Genomic DNA, 23,082 nt, shown 5'->3' with positions numbered 1-23,082 from the left:
TAATGTCTTATCGTATTGAGCATGACTCTATGGGAGAAATAAAAGTTCCAGAAGATAGTCTTTGGGGAGCCCAAACTCAAAGATCCAAACAAAATTTTAAAATTGGCACAGAAAAGATGCCAATTGGCGTAATTCATGGATTGGCCCTTTTAAAAAAATCTGCAGCGGTTGTAAGTCATTCGTTAGGCAACCTGTCGGAAGCGAAAAAAGATGCTATCGCAGAAGCAGCAGATGAAATTTTAGCTGGTAAACTAGACGCGCATTTTCCTTTAGTTGTATGGCAAACAGGTAGCGGTACTCAATCTAATATGAATGTTAATGAAGTGATCGCTTACAGAGGGAATCAGTTATTAGAGGAAAAGGGAAGCGAAGAGCGTCTTCATCCGAACGATGATGTAAATAAATCACAAAGCTCCAATGATACTTTTCCAACGGCGCTTCATATTGCTGGAGTACTTGCAATAGAAAACCAACTACTCCCAGCAATTGATGTCTTAAAGGGAACATTAGGAAAAAAATCCGAGCAATTTATGGATATTATAAAAATCGGTCGTACACATCTACAGGATGCGACTCCTCTATCAGTAGGACAAGAGTTTAGTGGCTGGCATCGGATGCTAGAGAAATCAGCAAAAATGATTATACAAAGCGTAGAAGATATGAAGGAACTTGCAATTGGTGGAACAGCCGTTGGAACAGGTTTAAATGCTCCCAAAGGCTTTGGTGACCAAGTGGCAGCAGAAATTTCTAAAGCACTAGGAATCGAATTTACCTCTGCTAAAAACAAATTTCATTCGTTAACAAGTTATGATGATGTTGTTTATGTCCATGGCGCTGTAAAAGCATTAGCTGCAGACTTGATGAAAATTGCAAATGATGTACGTTTACTTGCAAGTGGACCGCGTTCAGGTATTGGAGAAATTTCTATTCCAGAAAACGAACCAGGAAGTTCCATTATGCCAGGTAAAGTAAATCCAACTCAAAGTGAAGCGATGACAATGGTTGTTGCCCAAGTAATGGGGAATGACACAACGATCAGCTTTGCAGCAAGCCAAGGGAATTATCAATTAAATGTCTTTAAACCAGTAATCATTTACAATTTTCTACAATCAGTTGGGTTATTAAGTGATGCTATTCTTAGCTTTAATAATAATTGTGCAGTGGGAATTGAACCTAACTTAGATACGATTAAGCACCATGTAAATAACTCATTAATGCTCGTAACAGCATTAAACCCATATATTGGGTATGAGAATGCCGCTAAAATAGCTAAACATGCACATAAAAACGGTACAACATTAAAAGAGGCAGCAATCGAGCTAGAACTTCTGACTGCTGACAAATTTGATGAAATCGTAAAACCGGAAAATATGATTTAATATTAAAGAAAAGCGAAAGCGCCTATGTAAGCCCTGAAAAGCGCTAGAAGATAGGTGCTGGAGCTAGACTGATAATATGTAAAAAGGGATTGTTTATGATTATGAAAAAAGTATTACTTATGTTACTAAGCAGTATATTATTGCTTTCCGCATGTGGACAGGAAAATAAGAAAGAAAATCATGAAGAACACGAGGATCATGTTGGTCATCTAGAAAATGGGGATTTACAAGAAACAACTGCTTCATCAGATATATTGCCTGCATTTTTAGATAATCAGTCCGAGGACATGAAGCTCGTTTATCAAGCAGCTGCAAAAGCGAATGATGTACTAAAATGGATGCCTTGTTATTGTGGTTGTGGGGATAGCGCAGGACACAAAAGTAATTTCAACTGCTTCGTCCATGAGATAAAGGAAAATGGAGAGGTCGTTTGGGATGATCATGGAACTCGTTGCGCAGCCTGTTTAGAAACAGCTATCGCATCAATCCAAATGATACAAGAGGGTAAATCACTAGTAGAAATTCGTAATACAATTGATGAAACGTATAAAGAAGGCTATGCAAAACCAACCGAAACACCGATGCCCTCATAACTAAAAAATAAACTGCTCCTTCTCACATTTCGTGAGGAGGAGCAGTTTTTAAATACCATCATTTTAGTAACTGGTGAATAAATATGATTATCACGCGAATATCCCTGAAATCATCGAATATAATAATCGCTGATTAGCTCTTCTTTTATAATACGGCTTGGTATTTCAAAAGTAATAACTCCCATAGAACCTGGTGCCACCTCATACTTATCGAAGGAAATAGTCAGTTTGTGATCAGCTGTAATAGAGAACGTTTGATCTGGACGAATGGTTTCAAAACCAATTTCTTCTTCACTCGCAATCCAATACATAATTGTTTCATCTGCTTCCATCTCTTTAGCCATTTCATCCTTGATATAGTTGGAGATTGCATCTATATATCCATTGTCTTTAAATAGGCTAGGTAATGTGATGAGGATTTCATTTTTCTTGTCGATTGTATCGGTTCTCATAGTAGTGGATGAAGAACCTACTATATTTGCCTCGTAGCGGCTGATAGAGAGAATCTCATCTGTATCCGTTACTACTTCATACGTAGAAACTACACCAAGATTACCCCCGCCAACTTCCTTCAGTGCTTCCATCTCTTTTTGAAAGCCTTCATAAAGTACTTTGTTTTCTGCTATATATTTTTCATTTAGACTATTTTCTAATTCTTTATTAGTTAATCCAGTAATATTTGGTACTTTTAAATCCGCGTTATATGTGTCCTCTTCTATAATTATTTCCTGTACCGAAACGACTTGAATGATGGATCCAAGTATAGGCACTGTGGAAAGGGATTGAGCGAGAGCAGGACTCATATTAACACTAGCTACAAATATTGCTGCAGCTGCAGCAATGCCAATTCCAAGCTTTTTGAAAGAAGGCTTCTTTTGTTCCATTTTTACAGTTTGAATAGATTTACTTACTAATTGCTCTAACTCTGATGGAATTTCAATATCGTTATACTGTTTTTTAGATTCATTTAACTTGCTCATGCTTTCACCTTCTCTTCCATAGTGGAACGTAATTTCCTAAGAGATGCATACAATCTAGTTTTAATTGTGTTTGAATTTATACCAAGTGTTATTGCAATGTCTTCTATTTTCATATCCTCAAAAAAACGAAGGATTATTAGTGTCTTCTGTTTTGGTGCTAAATGGTCAATTGCCTCATACAGGTCGATGTCCGGTATTTCCATTTCGTTGGAAGGTAGGTGGAAGTCTAAAACTTCATCTTCGACGACAACCATTCGTTTGTTTTTGTTAATAAAATCTATGGAAGTATTTATTAATATTCGGTAAAACCACGTTTTTAAATATTGGATTTGCTCAAGTGAATCAATCGACTTTAATGCTTTCATAATGCTCTCCTGGATAATGTCCAAGGCAGATTCCTTATTTTTTACATAGCTATAAGCAAGTCGGTAATGGGCGTTTTGATTTTCAACTATATAATTTTCCACTAGCTGAAACTTTTCTGATTTTGTCATGACAGGGGTATGCTCCTTTTTCTTGCTGTAACGTTCGAACGTATTAATTATTAGACTGGGTTAGCTGAAAAAAAGTTTGCCTTTTATTAATATTAACGGCAAATCTTCTGCTTGACGAAAAATATCCCACCTGGTATGGTTATACACATAAGTATATAACCATATAAGTAATAAGGAGAGAGGTTATTGTAGTGAGCACACTTTTCGACCATGACAAACCGATCTATTTGCAAATCCGAGAAAAAATTGAAGACCAAATTGTAAACGATCAATTAAAAGAAGGTGAGCAGGCCCCTTCTACGAATCAATTAGTTAGCTTTTACAAGATAAATCACGCAACCGTATCAAAAGGTGTCAACCAATTAGTAGAAGAAGGAATATTATTTAAAAAGCGAGGGATAGGGATGTTCGTAGCAGAAGGAGCTAAAGGAGTGCTCGTGCAAAAACGGAAAGAAGCATTTGTAGATGATTATATAGTAGGTCTAGTGAGGGAAGCTGACAAGTTAGGTATAACAGAAAAGGAAATCGTTCATCTAATAAGCAAAGTGAAAAGGAGTGATCTTCAATGAATTTTAATGTTTCAGTAAACAATTTGAGCTTAACCTATGGTTCCTATCCCGCATTAAAAGACGTTTCTTTCATCCTAAATGAACCTAAAATTTACGGGTTATTAGGAAGAAATGGTGCAGGGAAAACATCTCTACTTTCTATCTTGGCATCGTTCAGAGAACAAACCGGCGGAACTATTGCAATAGGTGGCGAAGCTCCATTTGAGAATGCAGAAATTATGAAGCATGTATCTTTCATTTTCAATAAAGACTATAAAGATGAATCAGATAATGTAAAAGAATCACTCGAGTATGTTGGGAGATACCGTTCTCAATTTGATGCAGAATACGCTGACTACTTAGTAGAGAAGTTTAAACTTCCATTAAAGAAACCAATAAAAGAATTCTCGAAGGGTATGCAGTCCGCTCTAAACGTAACGATAGGTTTAGCAAGTAGATCCCCGATTACGATATTCGATGAGGCATACTTGGGAATGGATGCTCCAACTAGAGATATATTTTACCGTGAGTTGCTAGAAGACCAATCGAACCATCCGCGCATCATTATACTCTCTACACATCTAGTTTCTGAAATGGATTATTTGTTTGATGAAGTAATAATATTGCATAAAGGAAGTATTGTGTTACAAGAGGATTTTGAGTCCCTTGTTACAAAGGGCTCTTCCATTACAGGCGCAGCGGAGGTTGTAGACGAGTTTGTACGCCCGATGAAACAGTTAAATAGTCAACAATTGGGTAATACAAAATCTGTAATGGTATATGGTGAACTAAGTGAGCATGACAGAAAAGTAGCTCGGCAAAGGGGACTGGAGATTGGTCCAATTTCACTTCAAGATCTGTTTATACATTTGACAGAAGGGGATGATTAAATTGAAAAAAGCAAGCATTTTTCCGAAAGTAGCAACAGATTTGTTTTGGGTTCAATTATTTTGGGCATTTGGATTTTTAGGAATAATGTTCGTTATTCATCTAATAAAAATAGTAATGGCTATAAATAGCAACAATGACATAGAAATCTACTTTGTCTCTACATTTGTAGCTGCAAATATATTTATGCTAGTGGTCGGCATTATCTCATCGTATGGATTTTTACCTCACTATGTCAGTAATGGAGTAACGAGAAAAGATTACTTTAAGGGAGCAGCACTTGCTTCTGTTGGACTTTCTATTGCACTTCCAGTGATTACGAGTATAGTGGCAGTAATTGAATTATTCATCTTAAAAATGTTTAATATGTCATCAATTTTTACGACTACTTTTGGTGAAAGAGTCAACATGGAAGATGATGGGGTAATCGTTGAGGTTATTCAATCCATTATTATAGCTCCTTATGTCGATCCACAAAGTAACTGGTTGTTAGCAATATTCATCGTTATTTTAAACCTCTTAACGTTTTATCTGCTAGGTTGGTTAATAGGAAGTGCCTTTTACGGTTTTGGTGTGGTGATTGGTCTAGTGTTTATTGGTATTTCCATTGTCTTAGTCTTTATAGAAAATGCATTATTAAGTATAGGATTAGGGCTAACAGTACCAGAAAGGCTTTCCTCGTATGACTTTGGTTTACCAATATCCATAATAGGTGTGGTGGCAATTATAATTATAGTTCTATGGGTTATTCGCCAGCTTACAAAGAAAGTTGCTATTAAAATGTAATAAAGGGATAAGAGTGTACGAAGTGAAAACTTTGTGCACTTTTTTGTTTTTGACAGTGTCCAGTTCCGGGCGCCAGCCCTTCCAGAGCTATTCAGGGCTACCAGGGCCCCCTCCGCATTTCAGACTATCTTAAGAATTTCTTCATTTTTATCCTTCTAAAATGTTAAGAAATGAAGGATACAATGAAATGAGTAGTGAAACGGGAGGTAAAAAGATGATAAAAGTGAAGCAAGTGAATCATACATTCCTAATAGGGAAAAAAGGAAAGGAAAAGAAAGTACCGGTCTTAAAAGGCTTATCCTTCGAAGTGGAAAAGGGAGAAATCGTGGCAATTGTAGGGAAAAGCGGCTCGGGTAAGTCAACTTTGCTTCATACGATAGCAGGGTTTATGAGCCCTGAACAAGGCTCGATAACAGTAAATGGACAGGAAACAGCTAACTTAAATGAAACAGAAAGAGCAGCATTCCGATTAAATAACTTCGGCTTCATCTTTCAAAATTTTCAACTGATGCCTGGATTAACAGCTTTTGAAAATGTAGAACTACCACTAAAACTAAAGGGAATATCCGCTAAGCAAAGAAAAACGAGTGTTAAACAAATGATGGACAAGGTAGGTTTGACAGAGGTTGGAGACCATTATCCAAATGAATTGTCGGGGGGACAGCAGCAGCGTGTGAGTATTGCTCGAGCATTAATAACGAATCCACCGATATTATTTGCAGATGAACCAACGGGGAGTTTAGATTCTGAAACGGAGCAAGATATATTATTGCTAATACAAAATTTAAATCAAACACTTGGTGTAACGTTTGTGATGATTACACACGATGAGGAAGTTGCTAGTATTGCCCATCGAACATTTAAAATGCGCGACGGGGAATTAGTGAAGGGGGATTTACAGTAATGTTATTTAAAGATCAGGTCGATTTTGTTCGCCAACATATTAAGAAAAATAAATTACGTGTATTTATGACTATTCTTGCCGCAACGATGGGTTGTGCATTTTTAATCGTATTAGCTTCTATTGGATTTGGTATTCAAGATACGATGCGCAAGGAAATACTTCAAGATCAAGCCATCACGCAGGTAGAAGTTTTCCCGAGTGAAAATGAAGAATTGAACCTTAAAGAAATCAAAGCTGTACCATTTATTGGAGCAATCGTCCAAAGAACTAGCATGGATACAATGACAAGCTTCCATTTTGAGGATCGAATGATGTCAGGAGACTTGCGCTTAACTGACATGAAAGAGGAAGAACAATCAAACCTTAAATTATCAGAAGGACGATTGCCCAAAAATGAATCGGAGATAATAGTAGGGTATCACTTTGCTCAGAACTTGTGGACAGATGCAGAACGTATAAAAGTAGAAGAGGGAGTAGAGGAAGCGGATCTTCCTAAGGGATATGAAAAGTCGATTATAGGTAAAGAAGTTTCTCTATCCTTACAACCGTATGAATCGGAGAGTGCATTTCCAGAACAGTGGGATTTTACAGTAGTAGGAGTGATGGAAAATCCAGCAAAAGATTGGATAGTAGATTCAAGCATTCTAATGGATGAATCATGGTTACCGAAATTAACAGCAGCTTATGAAGCAAATGGAGAACAAGTTCCTGAAATTTATACAAACACCAAAATTTATACATCTAGTTTAGAGCATGTGAAATCAGTTACAAAAGATTTAAAGGATATGGGCTATAACGTCTTTTCTGTATCAGAGCAATTAGAACAGATCGATGTATTTTTTATGGCTTTTAAAATTGGACTAATCTTTGTTGGGACTATTGCAATTCTTATATCATCTATAGGTATTTTCAACACAATGACAATGGCCGTAACTGAACGGACTCGTGAGATTGGCGTGATGAAAGCAATCGGAGCTAGTCCTAAGCTAATTCAACGATTGTTCCTGATGGAAAGTGCGTGGATTGGGATAATCGGAACTCTACTAGCGATCGTTATTTCCTACGCAGTGAGCTTCCTAGCTAACTGGTTACTCCCGCTGGTTGTTGGCGCTGCTCTAGGAGAGGATGAGTTCTCAGATTTATCTATCACGTTCTCGTTAATCCCTTGGCAGTTAGTGCTTCTTGCATCAGCTATGAGTATCGGAGTCGCAATGATTTCTGGTTGGAGACCAGCTCGCAAAGCAACAAAAATAGACGTGATTCAAGCATTACGTCAGGAGTTATAAAGAAAAGAGTGAGTAAGAAGTGTCTTAAGACATTTCTTGCTCACTCTTTTTTATACGGAAATCGTAAAATAAGCGATAAACAGTATAAACACAACGACTGCATTTATTAAATTATATTTAGTTCTAGAGATCGGTTTATTTAGTTTATCTGATTTATTTATTAATACAATCCCCAGATAGGTAACGAAAATTGCCAAAAACAAAGCGAATATTGGAGGCATTGCATAAACGCGGGCATCAATAAAATGCACAATAATAATTGCGATGGCCATAGCAAAACCATAAGCCACTTTTTTAATTGTTGGTTCTTTCATCATAAGATCCTCCGGCGGCATAGTATTTCAATCTTTTCAATTCAGATAATCTTTCAATTCATTCTCCAAAAATGGTTTTGCATTAAGTAGCTGCTTAAATTGCTGATAACTTGCCATTTGTTCAGTGGTAGGTTTTTTTCCTGTTTTATAGGCACGTATCAATATGTTTTTAGGGGTGTTTTCCATATCGATAAATTCTACTAATTGTGCTTCGTACCCGACCATATTTAAAATCTCTGCTCGAATGGAGTCCGTCGCTAAAGCAGCGAAACGTTCTTTTATCAAACCATGTTTTAACATTATATCTAGACCAGGTGCTTCTAACTGTGTATTTAATTCGTGCTGACAGCAAGGTACACTTAATATAACACTAGCACCCCATTTAACTGCTCTGGCAAGTGCCATATCAGTTGCCACATCGCAGGCGTGAAGCGTCACAACCATATCTACCGCAGTTTCGTCATTATAGTCATTTATATCTCCTACTAGAAACTCTAACTGCTCGTATCCTAAATCATTGGCTATTTGAGCACATTCTTCAATTACTTCTTTTTTCAAATCAAGACCAGTAACTCGAATATCAAGTCCTTTTTCGATTTTCAAGTAATGATACAGTGCGAATGTCAAATAAGATTTACCTGAACCAAAATCGAGAATTCTAACGGCCTTATCCTTTGGTAAATAGGCAAGGGTGTCATCGATAAATTCGATAAAACGATTTATTTGTTTAAATTTATCGTACTTTTGCTTTTTGACTTTTCCATCTGCTGTTTGGACACCTAAGCGTATAAGAAAAGGGTATGGTGTATTCGCATCCAATAAATAATTCTTTTTACGGTTATGAGAGAGGTCTACAGCTTTAGAGACAGTGGCTTTTTCTGATTTCCACATAACCTTGTTTTTCTTGGAAAGCTGAGCCTGTACTTTTTCCTCTCTGAAATCTATATGAAACTGACGGAACTGTTCTAAGAGTCCATCTAATGTCTCTGAAAAAGCATCTAAAGCAATATTCTCATGCTTTAATATTCTTTCGTACTGGTATTCTAATTGGATATGATACGTATTCTTTATCTCAATTGGTTTCAATTTTACACGTTTCACTTCATTAGACTTTGCGCGTGGTTGACTAATAGTTGCCGTGACTAGTTGCTTCGTGACTATTTGCTCAAGCATGTATTCTTTCATTTCTTGAAATTCCATAAAATCGCCTACTTTTTCGTAATATACTTGGAAATAGTGTATCACATCGACTTCATTTATTATAAGTAAGTGTTTTGCCAGTCAGTCCAAACAAAATGGTGAGCACCGGACAAAGTAAACAGAAGAAGGCAAATGGCAAGTAATCAATTGTTGAAACAGATAGTACGTCTGTTATGAAGATTCCACATACACTCCAAGGGACTAGTGGATTTACTACAGTCCCCGCATCCTCCATCACACGAGCAAGGTTTTTGTTTGCTAACCCAACTTTTTGGAAATGGGCTTGAAAGGTTTCGCCTGTCAATAAAATAGACAAGTATTGCTCCCCGATTAGTACATTCACTCCTATAGCTGTGAAAGCTGCAGCTGAAATGACCTTTCCTACACTCGTTAGTAGACTTTCTATTTTCCGTAGTAAACTTTGCACTATTCCTAAAGTAAATAAAAGCCCCCCCATACTCAAAGCCAGTAAGACTAAGGAGATAGTAAACATCATGCTAGTCATTCCACCTCTAGATAATAAGGAGTCAACCGCTTCTAAACCAGTTTGAGATGTATAGCCGCTAAATAGGATGTGTAATACTTCACTTGCTGTGAAAAACTGATGGAAATAAGCTACAGCTATTGCGCTTGCTGAAGTGAGAGCAAGTGCTAACATAGCAGGCACTTTTTTGGCAGAAAGTACAATGAGCAAAACTAATGGAAGTAATGAATACCAATGGACCATACCAGTTTGAAGTAGACCTTCTTTCAGTGTAGTTATTTGCTCTAATTGTTGAATTTCTTTGTTAGGCGAAAGTAATGCATATCCAATTATCGCTATAAAAAATGCTGGGATTGTCGTCCAGCCCATATTACGTATATGTTCAAACAGATCAACGCGAACTATAGCTGACGCTAGATTCGTGGTATCTGATAATGGAGACATCTTATCTCCGAAAAAGGCTCCTGAAACGATGGCCCCAGCAGTAATAGCCAATGAAATATCCATAGCACTTGCTATACCAACAAAAGCAACACCTACTGTGGCAACGGTTGTTAATGAACTGCCAATAGCAAGACCGATAACGCATGTTACTAAAAAGACTATTGCAAAGAAAAAATGAGGTGAAATCAATTGAAATCCTATATAAATAAGCGTCGGAATAGTACCGCCAATCATCCAGCTACTTATTAAAATTCCTATAAAGAAAAAGATGAAAACAGCGCCGAGTCCCGTTTTAGAACCTTCTATTAGTCCTTCTTCCAATGACTCGAATGGAACCCTTTTTAATAGCCCATAACCAATTAAAAGTAGAATGGCAAATAAAATTGGTAAATGTGGTACAGCATCAAATTTTATAATACAAACTACCATCAAAGAAACTATTAACAAGATTAGAAATAATGCCTCTCGAAAAGGAGGCGTAATTGTAGATGAAATTCGAAACATAAAATATCCTCCTAAACTAATTTTAACACTTTGGCGATTCAACGCTTTCAATCACTAAAGTAATTAGGATTTTACCAGGTTTCAACAAACTGTCAATCGGAAAAGGAAAAGTCTATTTCATCAGAATTTTGTGATAAAATAGAGTGTAAATAAACAATCAAGGGGTGATTGGTTTGTTAAATGAAAAAACAGTTGGGGAAATTGTGAAAGAAGCAGCCAGGAAATTTCCAGATACAGAAGCGTATGTGTATCCAGAGCATGGCATTCGAAAGACGTATAAGGAGTTTGACAAAGAAACGGATGAGCTTGCAAAAGCCTTTATCGGTATGGGCATTCAAAAAGGGGAGCATGTGGCCATTTGGTCTGACAATAAGAGAGAGTGGTTACTCAGCCAATTCGCAACAGGAAAAATGGGTGCCGTACTCGTAACAGTGAATACAAATTATCAAGAGAAAGAACTAGAATACTTGTTGCAACAATCAGATGCTACGACGCTCATATTATGCGAATCTTTTAAAGGAACATCCTATTTAGATATTGTCCGTGCAATTTGCCCGGAAATTATTCATTCAGAAAAAGGCAATATTCTCTCAGAAAAGTTCCCCCATTTTAAAAGAGTCATAGTAATGACTGACAATGAGTATAAAGGTATGTATTCATGGGCGGAGCTATTATCACATGCAGATAAGGTGTCGGACGACACGTTGGAGAACGCATTGAAATCACTTCATAATGAAGAAGTGATTAATATTCAATATACTTCTGGAACGACTGGTTTTCCAAAAGGTGTAATGCTTTCGCACAAAAATGTAGTAAATAACGGACAACTCGTAGGCGACTATATATATTTAACAGAAAAAGATCGTCTTTGTATTCCGGTACCTTTTTTCCACTGCTTTGGGTGTGTAATGGGAACAATCGCATCTGTAACACATGGAACTACCATGGTCATTATCGAGCAATTTAATCCAGGTAAAGTACTTCAAATAGTTCAGGACGAAAAATGTACAGCATTGCACGGGGTACCAACAATGTTCATCGCAGAATTGAACCATCCAGATTTTAAGCAGTTTAAATTGTCTACACTGCGAACAGGTATTATGGCAGGCTCTATTTGTCCAATTGAAGTGATGAAAAAAGTGATCACCGATATGGGTGCAAGTGAAATAACAATAGCTTATGGACAAACAGAATCCTCTCCGGTCATTACACAAACGAAGACCGACGATCCTATTGAGAAGCGAGTGTCATCTGTCGGGAAGCCTCATCCTGCGGTTGAAGTGAAGATTATAGATCCACTTACAGGGGAAGATACACCAACTGGAGTCCCTGGTGAGCTTTGTACCCGAGGTTATTTAGTGATGAAAGGATACTATAAAAACGAACAAGCAACTAAGACGGCAATTGACCCTAATGGTTGGCTTCACACAGGTGATATCGCAGTGGTGGATGAGGAAGGGTATATAGATATAACGGGACGTATTAAAGACATGGTAATCCGTGGTGGAGAAAATATCTATCCAAAAGAAGTAGAAGAATTTTTATATCAGCACCCTAAGGTCCAAGACGTTCAAGTAGTTGGAGTACCTGACCCTAAATACGGAGAAGAACTTATGGCATGGGTTATTCTAAAAAGCGACGAACAGATAACTTCTGATGAATTAAAGGAATACTGTAAAGGGAAAATTTCATTTCATAAAATACCAAAGTATATTGAATTCATAGAGTCATATCCAATGACAGCTTCAGGCAAAATTCAAAAGTTTCTCCTTCGTGAAATGTCTAAAGAGAAGGCCGAGGTATAATTCGAATTATTTCCTGGGAAATCGACAAATTTCATGTGAATAGAAAGGTAAGAAAACAAATCCATTACGAGGAGTAACTTTAAGTGAATGCGAATGCAACTTTCATAATGCGATTCAAAGCGTTTATGCTGGATTACTTGCTTATATTTGCCTACTTGAGTGTGCTTGCTGTCTTTAATATATTTGTATTTCCATCTGTACAGAGTTTGTTTATTAACTCACTTGTAGTTGCGCAGTTCACAGGATTTCTAATGGTAACATTGCCGGTTTCACTCTATTTTATTATTAGTGATTCAGTGCTAGGGAAACAGTCCATAGGTAAGAGATATATGGGAATTAAAGTAGTCAATAAACATAATCAAAACCTTTCGATACTCCAGTCCATTTTTAGAACCATTGTGAAATTTCTCCCTTGGGAACTTTCACATTATCTAGTGTATCGCCTGATTTACCTTGGAGATGCAGAAGTTCCAATTAGCTACTATGCAATTGGTGGAATTATCTATGGGCTTATGCTTGCATATATTCTTACCGCTCTATTTAGTAAGCGTAAAAAATCACTTTATGACATGGTTGTCGAAACACAGGTTATTAAGGTGGGATCTTAGTAATTGATAGGCATCAGTTTTCCGATCGATGCTCTTCATATTTATTGATATACTGATGGCATGGGAATTATTGAAAGGAGGTGCTACGATGTATTTGGATCATATCGTTCATAGCGTTACAAAAGAACCGCTAGAGGTAGCGAAAAATTGGATGGAAAATGAAGTTCATACAGTAGTGGGTGGTCAACATACTCAATGGGGAACATACAACGCGCTACTTTATACGAAAACAAGCTATATTGAGTGGCTTTCCGTAGAACGGGAGGAAGTTGCGAACAACGCTGATCATCCTCTTATAAATCTTATGCTTCATGACTTGAAAACAAGTGGAGCAGGGTTCAATACAATCTGTATCCGCACTACTAATATAGCTCATCTTAGTAACAAGCTAATGGACCAGGGTATAAAAACTTCGGGAGTTCTACATGCTGAGAGGAAGACAACTAGCGGATTAATACGTAAATGGAAAATGTTATTTATCCACGAGGAAGTTAGTAATGCTTTGCCTTTTCCATTCTTTATAGAATGGGAGGAGAGCGATGAGGATAGATACCACTCACTGCAGGAGGATGGAACAATAAATGCCAGTAATCTGAAGTTATCTATTACTGCTTGTGAGTTTCACGTTCGAGATCCAAGGGAAGTAATGAATAAGTGGAAAAACTATTTTCAGCTAATCGAGTATGATGAACAAACATTACTTTTAGAAAATACACGATTAATATTTAAACAAAGTAAAATCGAAACAAAAGAGCGACTTGCAAGCATTGATATTGATGGTTCTAATCTACATAAAGAAATCACATATGAACAAGCAACCTATCGCTTTCTTTAAAAGGAGAAATTATATGGATGAAATAATAGAAAAGGCAATACTCGTAGCTGTAAAATTACAAAAAGATGAGCATTTTGAATATGGATTGGAAGAACTACACAATTTAGCAGGGGCATTAGATGTGGAGGTAGTTGGGGAAGTAACGCAAAATCTTGAACGAGTTACCTCATCTCATTATGTGGGGACCGGTAAGGTAGAGGAGATTAGAAGCCTATATGAAGAAGCCGGAGCTAATCTAGTTATCTTCAATGATGAGCTTTCCCCATCACAAATTAGGAACCTAGAACGTGACTTGGACTGTAAAGTTATTGACCGTACTATGCTAATTCTTGATATCTTTGCTCGACGTGCAAAATCTAACGAGGCTCAAATGCAAGTAGATTTAGCGCAACTTCAATATATGCTTCCACGTCTTGTGGGACTTAGAGCATCTCTAGGGCGACAAGGTGGGGGAACTGGCGGTGGATTTAAAAACCGTGGTGCTGGGGAAACAAAGCTAGAGCTGGATAGACGTAAAATTGAAGATCAGATTGCCAAACTCAAACGAGACCTCGAGCATGCAAAAGATCAACGTGAAACGCAGCGCAAGCAACGTAAGAAAAATGCAATTCCCGTTGTATCTTTAGTAGGTTATACGAATGCTGGTAAATCTACAATTATGAACCAATTGTTAAACAAAGTCGGACAAATGGAATCGAAGCAAGTGTTTGAAAAAGATATGCTTTTTGCAACGCTAGAAACTTCCGTCAGACAGATTAAACTTCCGGACCAAAAGGAATTTTTATTAACAGACACGGTAGGTTTTGTTAGTAAGCTTCCCCATCATTTAGTAAAAGCCTTCCGTTCAACATTGGAAGAAGCACGTGATGCAGATTTACTTCTACACGTTGTGGATGTATCGAACGCAGAGCATCGCTTCATGATGGACGTAACGAACGACACACTTCATGCTGTTGGTGTTGAAGATGTACCTACTGTATTTGTTTACAACAAATCTGATTTAGCAGATATGAAATACCCACATATCGCAGGTGATAATATTTGGATTTCTGCGAAAGAGGGAGCAGGGTTGAATGAGCTGATAGAGATTATTAGAAAACATATTTTCTCTAATTATGTTAGTTGTTCCTTACTAATCCCGTTTGACCGTGGAGATATTGTATCTTACTTAAATGAGCATGCGTCAGTCTCCACTACTTCGTATGAGGAAGAGGGTACCGTTGTACAAGTAGAAATGAAAAAATCAGATTATGATCGTTTTCAAGAATTTTTATTTGTCCAATAGATAGCTGCAATGTTGTAGAGAAACACCCCAAAGTAACGAAGGATCATCGCAATGTAGTCAAGAATCACCGGAAAGTAACCAAAAATCACCGCAAAGTCGCAAGAACTAATAGAACAAATTAAAAAGTTGTCTCGCCGGTAGGTATTCTACTGGGAGACAACTTTTTTGGTTTCCTTAATATTAAACCTCTTGGAACTGTATGTTATGCAATCTAGCAAATATTCCGTCCTGTGCTACTAAATCACTGTAGGAACCATCTTCTTCGATTCCTTTTTCTGTTACAACAAGGACACGGTCGGCATCACGGATAGTTGCCAATCTATGTGCAATGATAAGGGTAGTCCTATTTTCGGCTAGCTCCATTAAAGACTTCTGGATAAACCGCTCTGTTTCCGTATCAAGAGCTGATGTAGCTTCATCCAGAATTAGAATTGGTGGGTTTTTTAAGAACATACGAGCTATCGCAAGGCGTTGTTTTTGTCCACCTGATAACTTAAGTCCACGCTCCCCGATTTGTGTATCATAACCTTCTGGTAGAGAAGCAATCATATCTTCTAAATGTGCCTTTTTGGCAGCGTCTCGAATTTCTTCCTCACTTGCATCTTGTTTACCATAGGCAATATTCTCACGAATAGATCCCGTGAACAAAAATACATCCTGTTGAACAATACCAATTTGAGAACGCAATGATTTCATCGTAATATCTTGGATGTTCAATCCATCTACGGAAATCGCTCCTTCTTGAACATCGTAAAACCTTGGGATTAGGGAACAAATAGTAGTTTTCCCTGCTCCAGATGGACCTACGAATGCGATAGTTTCTCCTGCTTTAATAGACAAGTTAATATTATCTAATACAGGTTTATGTTCATCGTATCGGAAACCAACTTGCTCGAAATTTATATCTCCTTTTAAATGCTGAACAGTTAGGGCGTTTGGAGAGTCTTGAATTTCAGGATCCTGTTCAATTAGTTCTAAGAAGCGTTTGAAACCAGCCATTCCTTTAGGATATAGCTCAAGTAGTGCCGTTATTTTATCAACAGGTTTTATCAACACGTTGACATATAGTACAAAACTTACAAGTTCCCCGGTGGTAAGAGCTCCTTTGTATGTAAACCAAGCTCCGACAACAAGCACGACCAATGTTACGAGACGAGTTAACATATAAATACTAGAATGTGTACCGGCCATCACTTTATAGGCCACCAGCTTAGCTAAACGGAATTGTCCATTATCTTCTTTGAAACGGCCAATTTCAAAAGTTTCATTGGTAAATGATTGAACAACACGAACACCAGAAACACTGTCTTCCACTCGTGCATTTACATCTGCAATTTTTCCGTACATGTTTTTCCATGCTCTATTCATCATAATGTTACCGTACGTTGCCACGACGGATAAGATCGGCACCATGACAATAGCGATGATCGCAAGTTCCGGATTAATATTGTACATAATCGTAAAAGCACCGATTAATGTCATAATAGCGATGAACAAATCCTCCGGACCATGATGGGCAAGTTCACCAATATCAAATAAATCATTTGTAATTCGACTCATAATATGACCTGTCTTCGTATTATCAAAGAACCGGAATGATTGGCGTTGAACGTGGGTGAATAATTGCTGTCTCATATCGGTCTCTATATTAATGCCGAGTTTATGGCCAAAATAACTTACGACATACTGTAGAAAAGTGCTGAGGATAAATACTACCAATAGTAGGATACTGATTTTTGTTATCATGCTCCAATCCCCAGTAGGTAACAAGTCATCGATAAACCATTGAACTGCAACTGGATATGCGAGCTCTAAAATTGCGACAAATACAGCACTACTGAAGTCAATGATAAATAGTCGTTTATGCGGTTTGTAATATGAAAAAAACTTCTTGAGCATTTTCTTAGCTCCTTCCTTCTGTCATAACGACTATTATAACCAACAATTTCAAAAGTCGAAATAATTAAATTCGATAGAATAAATAAAATTCCAATTTCAGTCAAAATTTGCTCTGTATTTTATATTAGAACGTTGATATTACGCTGTTTTTTACTAGTAATCTTCCTAGTTGAAATATAAAAGGTTTTTTGACAATTGCAAAAGGGCAGTTTATAATATGTGTCTTGTTAGTTTTATGGGCATTAGGTTACTTTTCATGTAATCCATTAATATGGCGATAGAGTGTATTCCTAATGTTTTCAAAATTAGAAAAGAGGTAAAAAAATGGCAACAAAAGAAGAGATAGTTAAATCCGTCCCTCAGAAGGGATTTTTTGGTCATCCGAAAGCATTACTATCATTGTTTTTCACGGAGTTTTGGGAGCGTTTTTCTTACTATGGAATGCGCGCAATACTAATCTACTATATGTATTACGAAGTAACGCAGGGAGGATTGGGACTAGAACGTTCTACTGCTAACTCCATTATGGCTGTATATGGTTCACTAGTTTATATGTCTGGAATTATTGGAGGTTGGATAGCTGACCGCCTATTCGGTACGACGAAAACGGTATTCTATGGTGGGGTTCTCATCATGTTCGGTCATATCGTCTTGGCATTCCCTGGTGGTTTAACTACTTTGTTTGCCTCGATGGCATTAATCATCATTGGGACAGGCTTGTTGAAACCAAATATTTCAAGTATTATCGGGGATCTGTATTCTAAAGAAGATACTCGTCGTGATTCAGGTTTTAGCATTTTCTATATGGGGATTAATATGGGAGCGTTTATCGCACCTTTAATCGTTGGAACAATTGGTCTTGAGTATAACTTCCATTTAGGATTTGGTCTTGCTGCGGTCGGTATGGCAATTGGTTTAGTCGTATTTTTAGTAACCAAAAAGAAATATTTAGGGTTAGCAGGTACATATGTGCCAAACCCAATGGCCAAAGATGAACGTAAAAAAGTACTAACTAGAATTGGTATTGCTTTAGTCATTATTTTAATTGTTGGATTCATATTGATTCAACAAGGTATTTTAACAATTGATAGTTTCATCATGACAGTTTCTATTTTAGGTATTGTTATTCCTACCTTGTACTTTATCGTTATGTATAGAAGCAGTAAAACAACAGAGGATGAAAAGTCTCGCTTACTTGCATACATCCCATTATTTGTTGCAGCTATGATGTTCTGGGCAATTCAAGAACAAGGGTCCAACATTTTAGCACAGTATGCAGATGAACGAGTAGACTTAATGATTGGATCTGTTGAGATTTCACCTGCCTGGTTCCAATCTTTAAATCCATTGTTCATCATAGCCCTTGCACCAGTGTTTGCGTGGATGTGGGTAAAACTAGGTGACAGACAACCATCTACACCTAAGAAATTCTCATTTGGTTTGTTCTTTGCGGGGATGTCCTTCATCGTCATGATTATTCCAGCTTACTTCAACGGTACTGACTCTCTAGTTAGTCCTTTCTGGCTAGTACTGAGTTTCTTCCTTGTAGTATTAGGTGAGTTATTATTATCACCAGTAGGATTATCTGCGACAACGAAACTTGCACCGGGAGCATTCGCAGCACAAACGATGAGTTTATGGTTTATGACGAACGCGTCAGCTCAAGCTATCAATGCCCAAGTTGTTAAATTTTACTCACCAGAAAACGAAATTATATACTTCGGTGTTATAGGTGTAGTAGCTTTAGTAATTGGTTTATTACTCTATATAATGACTCCATTAATCCAAAAATATATGCGTGGCGTTAAGTAAAATTCAAAATAGTGAAACTTTATAAGTAATCATCCCGTAAAGTAAGTATCTTACTGAGAAGGGATGATTATTTTTATGAAGAAATGGACAGCTCTATTATCTATAGCAACCTTAACATTAGGCTTAGCTGCTTGTAACGAAACTGCAACACCCGTACAAGAAAAAGAGGTAACAGAAACTAGTAAACTTACTTTACAAGAAGTATATGACAAGTCAATGAAAGTTTCTGAAGAGTTAAAAAGCGTTAAAGGCACGATAGATATGAATCAGACGATGACAATGCCTAGTGAAGAAATGACTTTGGACATTAAGTCAGCGCTAGATATGGAATATATACTGGAACCAATGCAAATGCACCAAAAGGGCACAACGACAATGATGGGTATGGGTGAAGGTGGAGAGTCTCAAGAAACTGAGGTGGAGACTTATATTACAGAAGATGCAATGTATGTGTATGAAGGCACAACTGCACAATGGATGAAGTTCCCTCAGGAAATGGTAGACCAAATCATGAGTTCTGCAAACCAAACAGATCCAGCTACTCAACTGCAACCCTTACAGGAATATTTAGAACAAGTAGAATTTGAACAAGACGATGACACCTATATTCTAACACTGAAAGGCAGTGGTGAAGAGTTTACTGCCCTTGTGAAAGACCAGGTAGATGAAGCACTTCAAAATTTAACTGCAGGTGAAAATATTAACTTAGACTTTACGATTAACTCGGTTGACTACGTAGTCCATATTGATAAAGAATCGTATCAAACGACCAAATTAGATACAGTGATAGATATGGATATGACGATGGAAGGAGAAACAATGAATCTAAAAATGGATGCTAAAACAGACTTCTCTAAGTTCAATGAAATAGGGGAAATTGTCGTTCCTCAAGAGATTATTGATAGCGCTACATCAATTTAATAAAATAATAGAATAGGTTTTAGCTTAATAGGCTGTTTCAATTGTTATGAAATTCGACAATTGAAACAGTTTTTTTAATTAAACCAAAGTAGGATAGGGTCGGATTAATATAGGGGAATAGTCACTCGTTCCTATATCTAAATGACAAACGTTTTCATTTAGACATTGACTTAAATAGTCAGGATGCTATAATTAAATTGATGGTAATTGATAATGATTTTCAATGCTGTTTATTATAAAAATATCTTCTATGTACAATAAATAAATGTTTACTCAGTGTGGAAGAAATTTCACTATCGTCTGAGAATAAAAGAAATATGGGGTTTAAAATGAGACTGTGGATGTTGATAGTTACAGTGATCATCCTGTCAGTTATTTCGCTATTTATTGGTGCGATTGACATAAAACCGAGTCATTTGCTTAATTGGGAATCGTTAGAGACACAGATTTTCTTAATAAGTCGTTTACCAAGATTATTAGCTATAATTTTAGCTGGCGCAGGGATGGGTATTGCAGGTTTAATCATGCAAAGTTTAAGTCGAAATAAATTTGTGTCGCCAACAACGGCTGGTACATTAGATGCAGCAAAATTAGGGATTATCATATCAATGATATTCTTTACAGGTTTATCTTATATTGGACAAATCCTTTTTAGTTTTGCTTTTGCTTTAATTGGTACATTTATCTTTATGCAACTACTTGAGCGTATTAAGTTCAAAGATGCCGTGTTTGTTCCACTTATCGGGATTATGTACGGAAATGTTATTGGGGCACTATCTACTTTCTTAGCATACGAAGCAAACATTTTACAAAATGTAGATGCGTTTTTCCAAGGAAGCTTCACGTTAGTTGTATCTGGGCGCTATGAGCTTCTATATGTAGCTGTACCAGCGATCATTATTGCTTATATATATGCCAATAAGTTTACTGTTGCAGGTATGGGTGAGGATTTTGCTAAAAATCTAGGTTTAAGTTATCGAACAGTGTTGAATATTGGTTTAATAATTGTGGCTATTATTACGACAACAGTTATTTTAACTGTTGGTGTAATTCCGTTCTTGGGATTAATAGTGCCAAACCTTGTTTCTCTGTATTTAGGGGATAATTTGCGTAAAACGATACCCCATACTATTTTTATGGGTGCAGCATTTTTATTGTTCTGTGATATTATTAGCCGCTTAATCGTACATCCATATGAAATTCCCGTTAACACAACCGTTGCAGTAATCGGTAGTGTGATCTTCTTAATTATGTTGTTTAGGGGGAAAGCATATGCGCAAAAATAGTACGAAGCTAATTATATTAGCAGTTATTGCAATTATTTGTATGCTGTTATTTGCTTTTTATAATATCCAAGGTGGGTTTAGTTATGCATTTCCGAAACGTTTAGAACGAATGTTTGCGATGGTCATTACAGGAACAGCGATCGCTTTTGCTTCTATCGCGTTCCAAACCGTAACGAACAATCGACTATTAACTCCATCGGTTATGGGTATTGACTCTATGTATGAGATAGTTCAAACGATTATTTACTTTGCGTTAGGATCGACTTCGATTTTTGTTGTAAGTCGCTACTTAAACTTTGGAGTATCCATTATAGCGATGGTTTTATTTGCTTTAATATTATACCGTTTCTTATTCCGTGCAGATAAGTATCCAATTTTTTTATTACTATTAGCAGGTATGGTTCTCGGTACGCTACTTGGAAGCTTAGGTACCTTTATGCAGGTAATAATTGATCCTGTAGAATATGAAAGTTTACAAGCTCGATTGTTTGCGAGCTTTATGAACGTAAAAACAGAGTTGCTATTTTTATCCGCAGGTATTTTAGTTTTAGCATTTCTTTATGGTTCACGCATATTACATAAGTTGGATGTTATGGCTTTAGGGCGTGACAATGCTATGAACTTAGGCGTTGACTATGACAAAATGGTATTACGTATTTTGATTTTATCTTCGATTTTAATAGCTGTATCCACAGCGTTAGTAGGACCAATTACGTTTTTAGGTTTAATAGTTTCTAACTTGGCATATCAATATTTTGCTACATACAAACATTCAGTCTTAATAATAGGTGCAAGCTTAATAAGCATTATTGCATTAGTCGGTGGACAATTTTTAGTGCTACATGTATTTAATTTAACAACAACGATTAGTGTCATTATTAACTTTATCGGTGGTCTTTACTTTATATACTTATTACTAAAGGAAAGTAGGAAAGCGGCATGATTGAGATTAAAAGGCTTTCTAAAAGCTTTGGGAAAAAAACTGTTGTCGAAGACGTCACTCTAAAAATTCACTCGAAAGCCATTACGTCCTTTATTGGACCTAATGGTGCGGGTAAATCAACGCTATTATCAATGGTAAGTCGATTGTTAGATGCGGATACAGGAGAAGTATTGTTAGATCAATCAAACGTAAAGAAAATGAAGTCTGATGCATTTGCAAAACGTGTTGCAATTTTGAAGCAAGCAAATCATTTTAATATTCGTTTAACTGTTAGGGAACTTGTAGCTTTTGGGCGTTATCCGTATTCAAAAGGCCGGTTAAACGCAGAAGATCACAAATTCGTTGACCAAGCGTTAGATTATATGAACTTAACAGATATGCAAGATATGTTTTTAGATGAGCTTTCAGGTGGTCAAAAACAGCGTGCATTTATTTCGATGGTTATTGCGCAAGATACTGAATATATTTTGCTTGATGAACCCTTAAACAATCTCGATATGAAGCATTCTGTACAAATTATGAAAATTTTGCGTAAATTGGTGGATGAGCTAGGTAAAACAGTTGTAATCGTATTGCATGATATTAACTTTGCCTCTGTCTATTCAGACCGAATTGTTGCATTAAAAAATGGACGTCTAGTAAAAGATGGTCCTACGGAAGAGATTATCAACTCAGAATCCTTACGTGAAGTGTATGATATGCACATTCCTGTTCAAGTGCAAGATGGATGTAGAATTTGCGTCTATTTTAATTCACACAATTAATTTTCAAGATAGTATTTGACAATTGAAGCAAACTAAATTAGAATTTGAAATAGTTGATTGAGAATGATTTTCATTATCAATCAAAACTTGAAAGAGCATTTATTAGGAGGAGAAATTTAG

The 23,082-nt window shown here is 36.8% G+C and carries 22 protein-coding genes; 16 read left to right on the top strand and 6 right to left on the bottom strand.

From position 1 onward, the window contains the following. The first annotated feature begins 2 nt into the window (after positions 1–2). Both fumC and MKX39_RS16955 read left to right on the top strand, forming a co-directional pair. Positions 3–1,379: a class II fumarate hydratase gene (gene fumC, locus MKX39_RS16960; RefSeq protein WP_340770633.1), complete on the top strand. Its 1,377-nt coding sequence runs from the start codon at positions 3–5 to the stop codon at positions 1,377–1,379. A gap of 101 nt (positions 1,380–1,480) precedes the next feature. After that, positions 1,481–1,972 carry a PCYCGC motif-containing (lipo)protein gene (locus MKX39_RS16955; RefSeq protein WP_340771501.1) on the top strand — a complete coding sequence of 164 codons (492 nt, stop codon included), beginning with the start codon at positions 1,481–1,483 and terminating at the stop codon, positions 1,970–1,972. Between the two features lie 110 nt (positions 1,973–2,082). On the opposite strand, the gene MKX39_RS16950 is transcribed toward MKX39_RS16955, so the two are convergent. After that, positions 2,083–2,952, bottom strand: a complete 870-nt coding sequence (locus tag MKX39_RS16950; RefSeq protein ID WP_340770630.1) for a DUF3298 and DUF4163 domain-containing protein — start codon at positions 2,950–2,952, stop codon at positions 2,083–2,085. Next, positions 2,949–3,446 (bottom strand): sigma-70 family RNA polymerase sigma factor, encoded by a 498-nt coding sequence (locus MKX39_RS16945; RefSeq protein WP_340763769.1) that lies wholly within the window; start codon positions 3,444–3,446, stop codon positions 2,949–2,951. The genes MKX39_RS16950 and MKX39_RS16945 overlap by 4 nt, the downstream gene beginning before the upstream one ends. Before the next feature lie 191 nt (positions 3,447–3,637). Here MKX39_RS16945 and MKX39_RS16940 point away from each other — a divergent pair, with 191 nt between their 5' ends. The 5 genes from MKX39_RS16940 to MKX39_RS16920 all read left to right on the top strand — a co-directional run bounded on the left by MKX39_RS16940 (position 3,638) and on the right by MKX39_RS16920 (position 7,858). Next, entirely contained in the window at positions 3,638–4,015 is a 378-nt protein-coding gene (locus MKX39_RS16940) for a GntR family transcriptional regulator (RefSeq protein WP_340763767.1), read from the top strand. After that, positions 4,012–4,884 carry an ABC transporter ATP-binding protein gene (locus MKX39_RS16935; RefSeq protein WP_340770628.1) on the top strand — a complete coding sequence of 291 codons (873 nt, stop codon included), beginning with the start codon at positions 4,012–4,014 and terminating at the stop codon, positions 4,882–4,884. The genes MKX39_RS16940 and MKX39_RS16935 overlap by 4 nt, the downstream gene beginning before the upstream one ends. Position 4,885: 1 nt before the next feature. Continuing rightward, positions 4,886–5,668 (top strand): hypothetical protein, encoded by a 783-nt coding sequence (locus MKX39_RS16930; RefSeq protein WP_340770626.1) that lies wholly within the window; start codon positions 4,886–4,888, stop codon positions 5,666–5,668. A gap of 214 nt (positions 5,669–5,882) precedes the next feature. Next, positions 5,883–6,572: an ABC transporter ATP-binding protein gene (locus tag MKX39_RS16925; RefSeq protein WP_340770624.1), complete on the top strand. Its 690-nt coding sequence runs from the start codon at positions 5,883–5,885 to the stop codon at positions 6,570–6,572. Continuing rightward, entirely contained in the window at positions 6,572–7,858 is a 1,287-nt protein-coding gene (locus MKX39_RS16920; RefSeq protein WP_340763759.1) for an ABC transporter permease, read from the top strand. The genes MKX39_RS16925 and MKX39_RS16920 overlap by 1 nt, the downstream gene beginning before the upstream one ends. Before the next feature lie 50 nt (positions 7,859–7,908). Here the strand turns inward: MKX39_RS16920 and MKX39_RS16915 are convergent, their stop codons facing one another. From MKX39_RS16915 to nhaC, 3 genes are read right to left on the bottom strand one after another with little or no spacing between them, the layout of a single operon-like run. Further along, on the bottom strand, positions 7,909–8,175 hold the full coding sequence (locus tag MKX39_RS16915) for a hypothetical protein (protein WP_340763757.1): 267 nt from the start codon (positions 8,173–8,175) through the stop codon (positions 7,909–7,911). Positions 8,176–8,208: 33 nt separating this feature from the next. Continuing rightward, positions 8,209–9,372: a class I SAM-dependent methyltransferase gene (locus MKX39_RS16910; RefSeq protein ID WP_340763755.1), complete on the bottom strand. Its 1,164-nt coding sequence runs from the start codon at positions 9,370–9,372 to the stop codon at positions 8,209–8,211. Positions 9,373–9,424: 52 nt separating this feature from the next. Next, the gene (gene nhaC, locus MKX39_RS16905) at positions 9,425–10,804 is read right to left on the bottom strand and encodes a Na+/H+ antiporter NhaC (protein WP_340763753.1); all 1,380 of its coding nucleotides are present in this window, start codon (positions 10,802–10,804) and stop codon (positions 9,425–9,427) included. A gap of 173 nt (positions 10,805–10,977) precedes the next feature. Between nhaC and MKX39_RS16900 the strand changes: the two genes are divergently transcribed. The 4 genes from MKX39_RS16900 (at position 10,978) to hflX (ending at position 15,337) form a co-directional block, all read left to right on the top strand. After that, on the top strand, positions 10,978–12,609 hold the full coding sequence (locus MKX39_RS16900) for an AMP-binding protein (RefSeq protein ID WP_445678032.1): 1,632 nt from the start codon (positions 10,978–10,980) through the stop codon (positions 12,607–12,609). A gap of 83 nt (positions 12,610–12,692) precedes the next feature. Continuing rightward, positions 12,693–13,217, top strand: coding sequence for an RDD family protein (locus MKX39_RS16895; RefSeq protein WP_340770622.1), 525 nt, complete (start codon positions 12,693–12,695; stop codon positions 13,215–13,217). An 88-nt stretch (positions 13,218–13,305) separates the two neighbouring features. After that, positions 13,306–14,052 carry a VOC family protein gene (locus tag MKX39_RS16890; protein WP_340770620.1) on the top strand — a complete coding sequence of 249 codons (747 nt, stop codon included), beginning with the start codon at positions 13,306–13,308 and terminating at the stop codon, positions 14,050–14,052. Between the two features lie 13 nt (positions 14,053–14,065). After that, positions 14,066–15,337 (top strand): GTPase HflX, encoded by a 1,272-nt coding sequence (hflX, locus tag MKX39_RS16885; RefSeq protein ID WP_093537499.1) that lies wholly within the window; start codon positions 14,066–14,068, stop codon positions 15,335–15,337. 180 nt (positions 15,338–15,517) lie between these two features. On the opposite strand, the gene MKX39_RS16880 is transcribed toward hflX, so the two are convergent. Further along, positions 15,518–17,236: an ABC transporter ATP-binding protein gene (locus MKX39_RS16880; RefSeq protein WP_340763744.1), complete on the bottom strand. Its 1,719-nt coding sequence runs from the start codon at positions 17,234–17,236 to the stop codon at positions 15,518–15,520. A 324-nt stretch (positions 17,237–17,560) separates the two neighbouring features. Here MKX39_RS16880 and MKX39_RS16875 point away from each other — a divergent pair, with 324 nt between their 5' ends. From MKX39_RS16875 to MKX39_RS16855, 5 genes are all read left to right on the top strand, one after another. Then, a complete protein-coding gene (locus tag MKX39_RS16875; protein WP_340763742.1) occupies positions 17,561–19,048 on the top strand; it encodes a peptide MFS transporter in 1,488 nt (495 codons plus the stop codon). Positions 19,049–19,123: 75 nt separating this feature from the next. Then, positions 19,124–19,969: a DUF6612 family protein gene (locus MKX39_RS16870; RefSeq protein ID WP_340770618.1), complete on the top strand. Its 846-nt coding sequence runs from the start codon at positions 19,124–19,126 to the stop codon at positions 19,967–19,969. A 329-nt stretch (positions 19,970–20,298) separates the two neighbouring features. After that, positions 20,299–21,255 (top strand): ABC transporter permease, encoded by a 957-nt coding sequence (locus MKX39_RS16865; RefSeq protein ID WP_093537503.1) that lies wholly within the window; start codon positions 20,299–20,301, stop codon positions 21,253–21,255. After that, entirely contained in the window at positions 21,242–22,198 is a 957-nt protein-coding gene (locus tag MKX39_RS16860; RefSeq protein WP_093537504.1) for an iron chelate uptake ABC transporter family permease subunit, read from the top strand. Before MKX39_RS16865 ends, MKX39_RS16860 begins: the two co-directional genes overlap by 14 nt. Further along, positions 22,195–22,962: an iron ABC transporter ATP-binding protein gene (locus tag MKX39_RS16855; protein WP_093537505.1), complete on the top strand. Its 768-nt coding sequence runs from the start codon at positions 22,195–22,197 to the stop codon at positions 22,960–22,962. Before MKX39_RS16860 ends, MKX39_RS16855 begins: the two co-directional genes overlap by 4 nt. Positions 22,963–23,082 lie beyond the last annotated feature (120 nt).

This window comes from Psychrobacillus sp. FSL K6-1464, from assembly GCF_038003145.1.
Lineage (GTDB): Bacteria > Bacillota > Bacilli > Bacillales_A > Planococcaceae > Psychrobacillus > Psychrobacillus psychrotolerans.
This window is presented reverse-complemented; position numbering and strand designations above follow the sequence as displayed.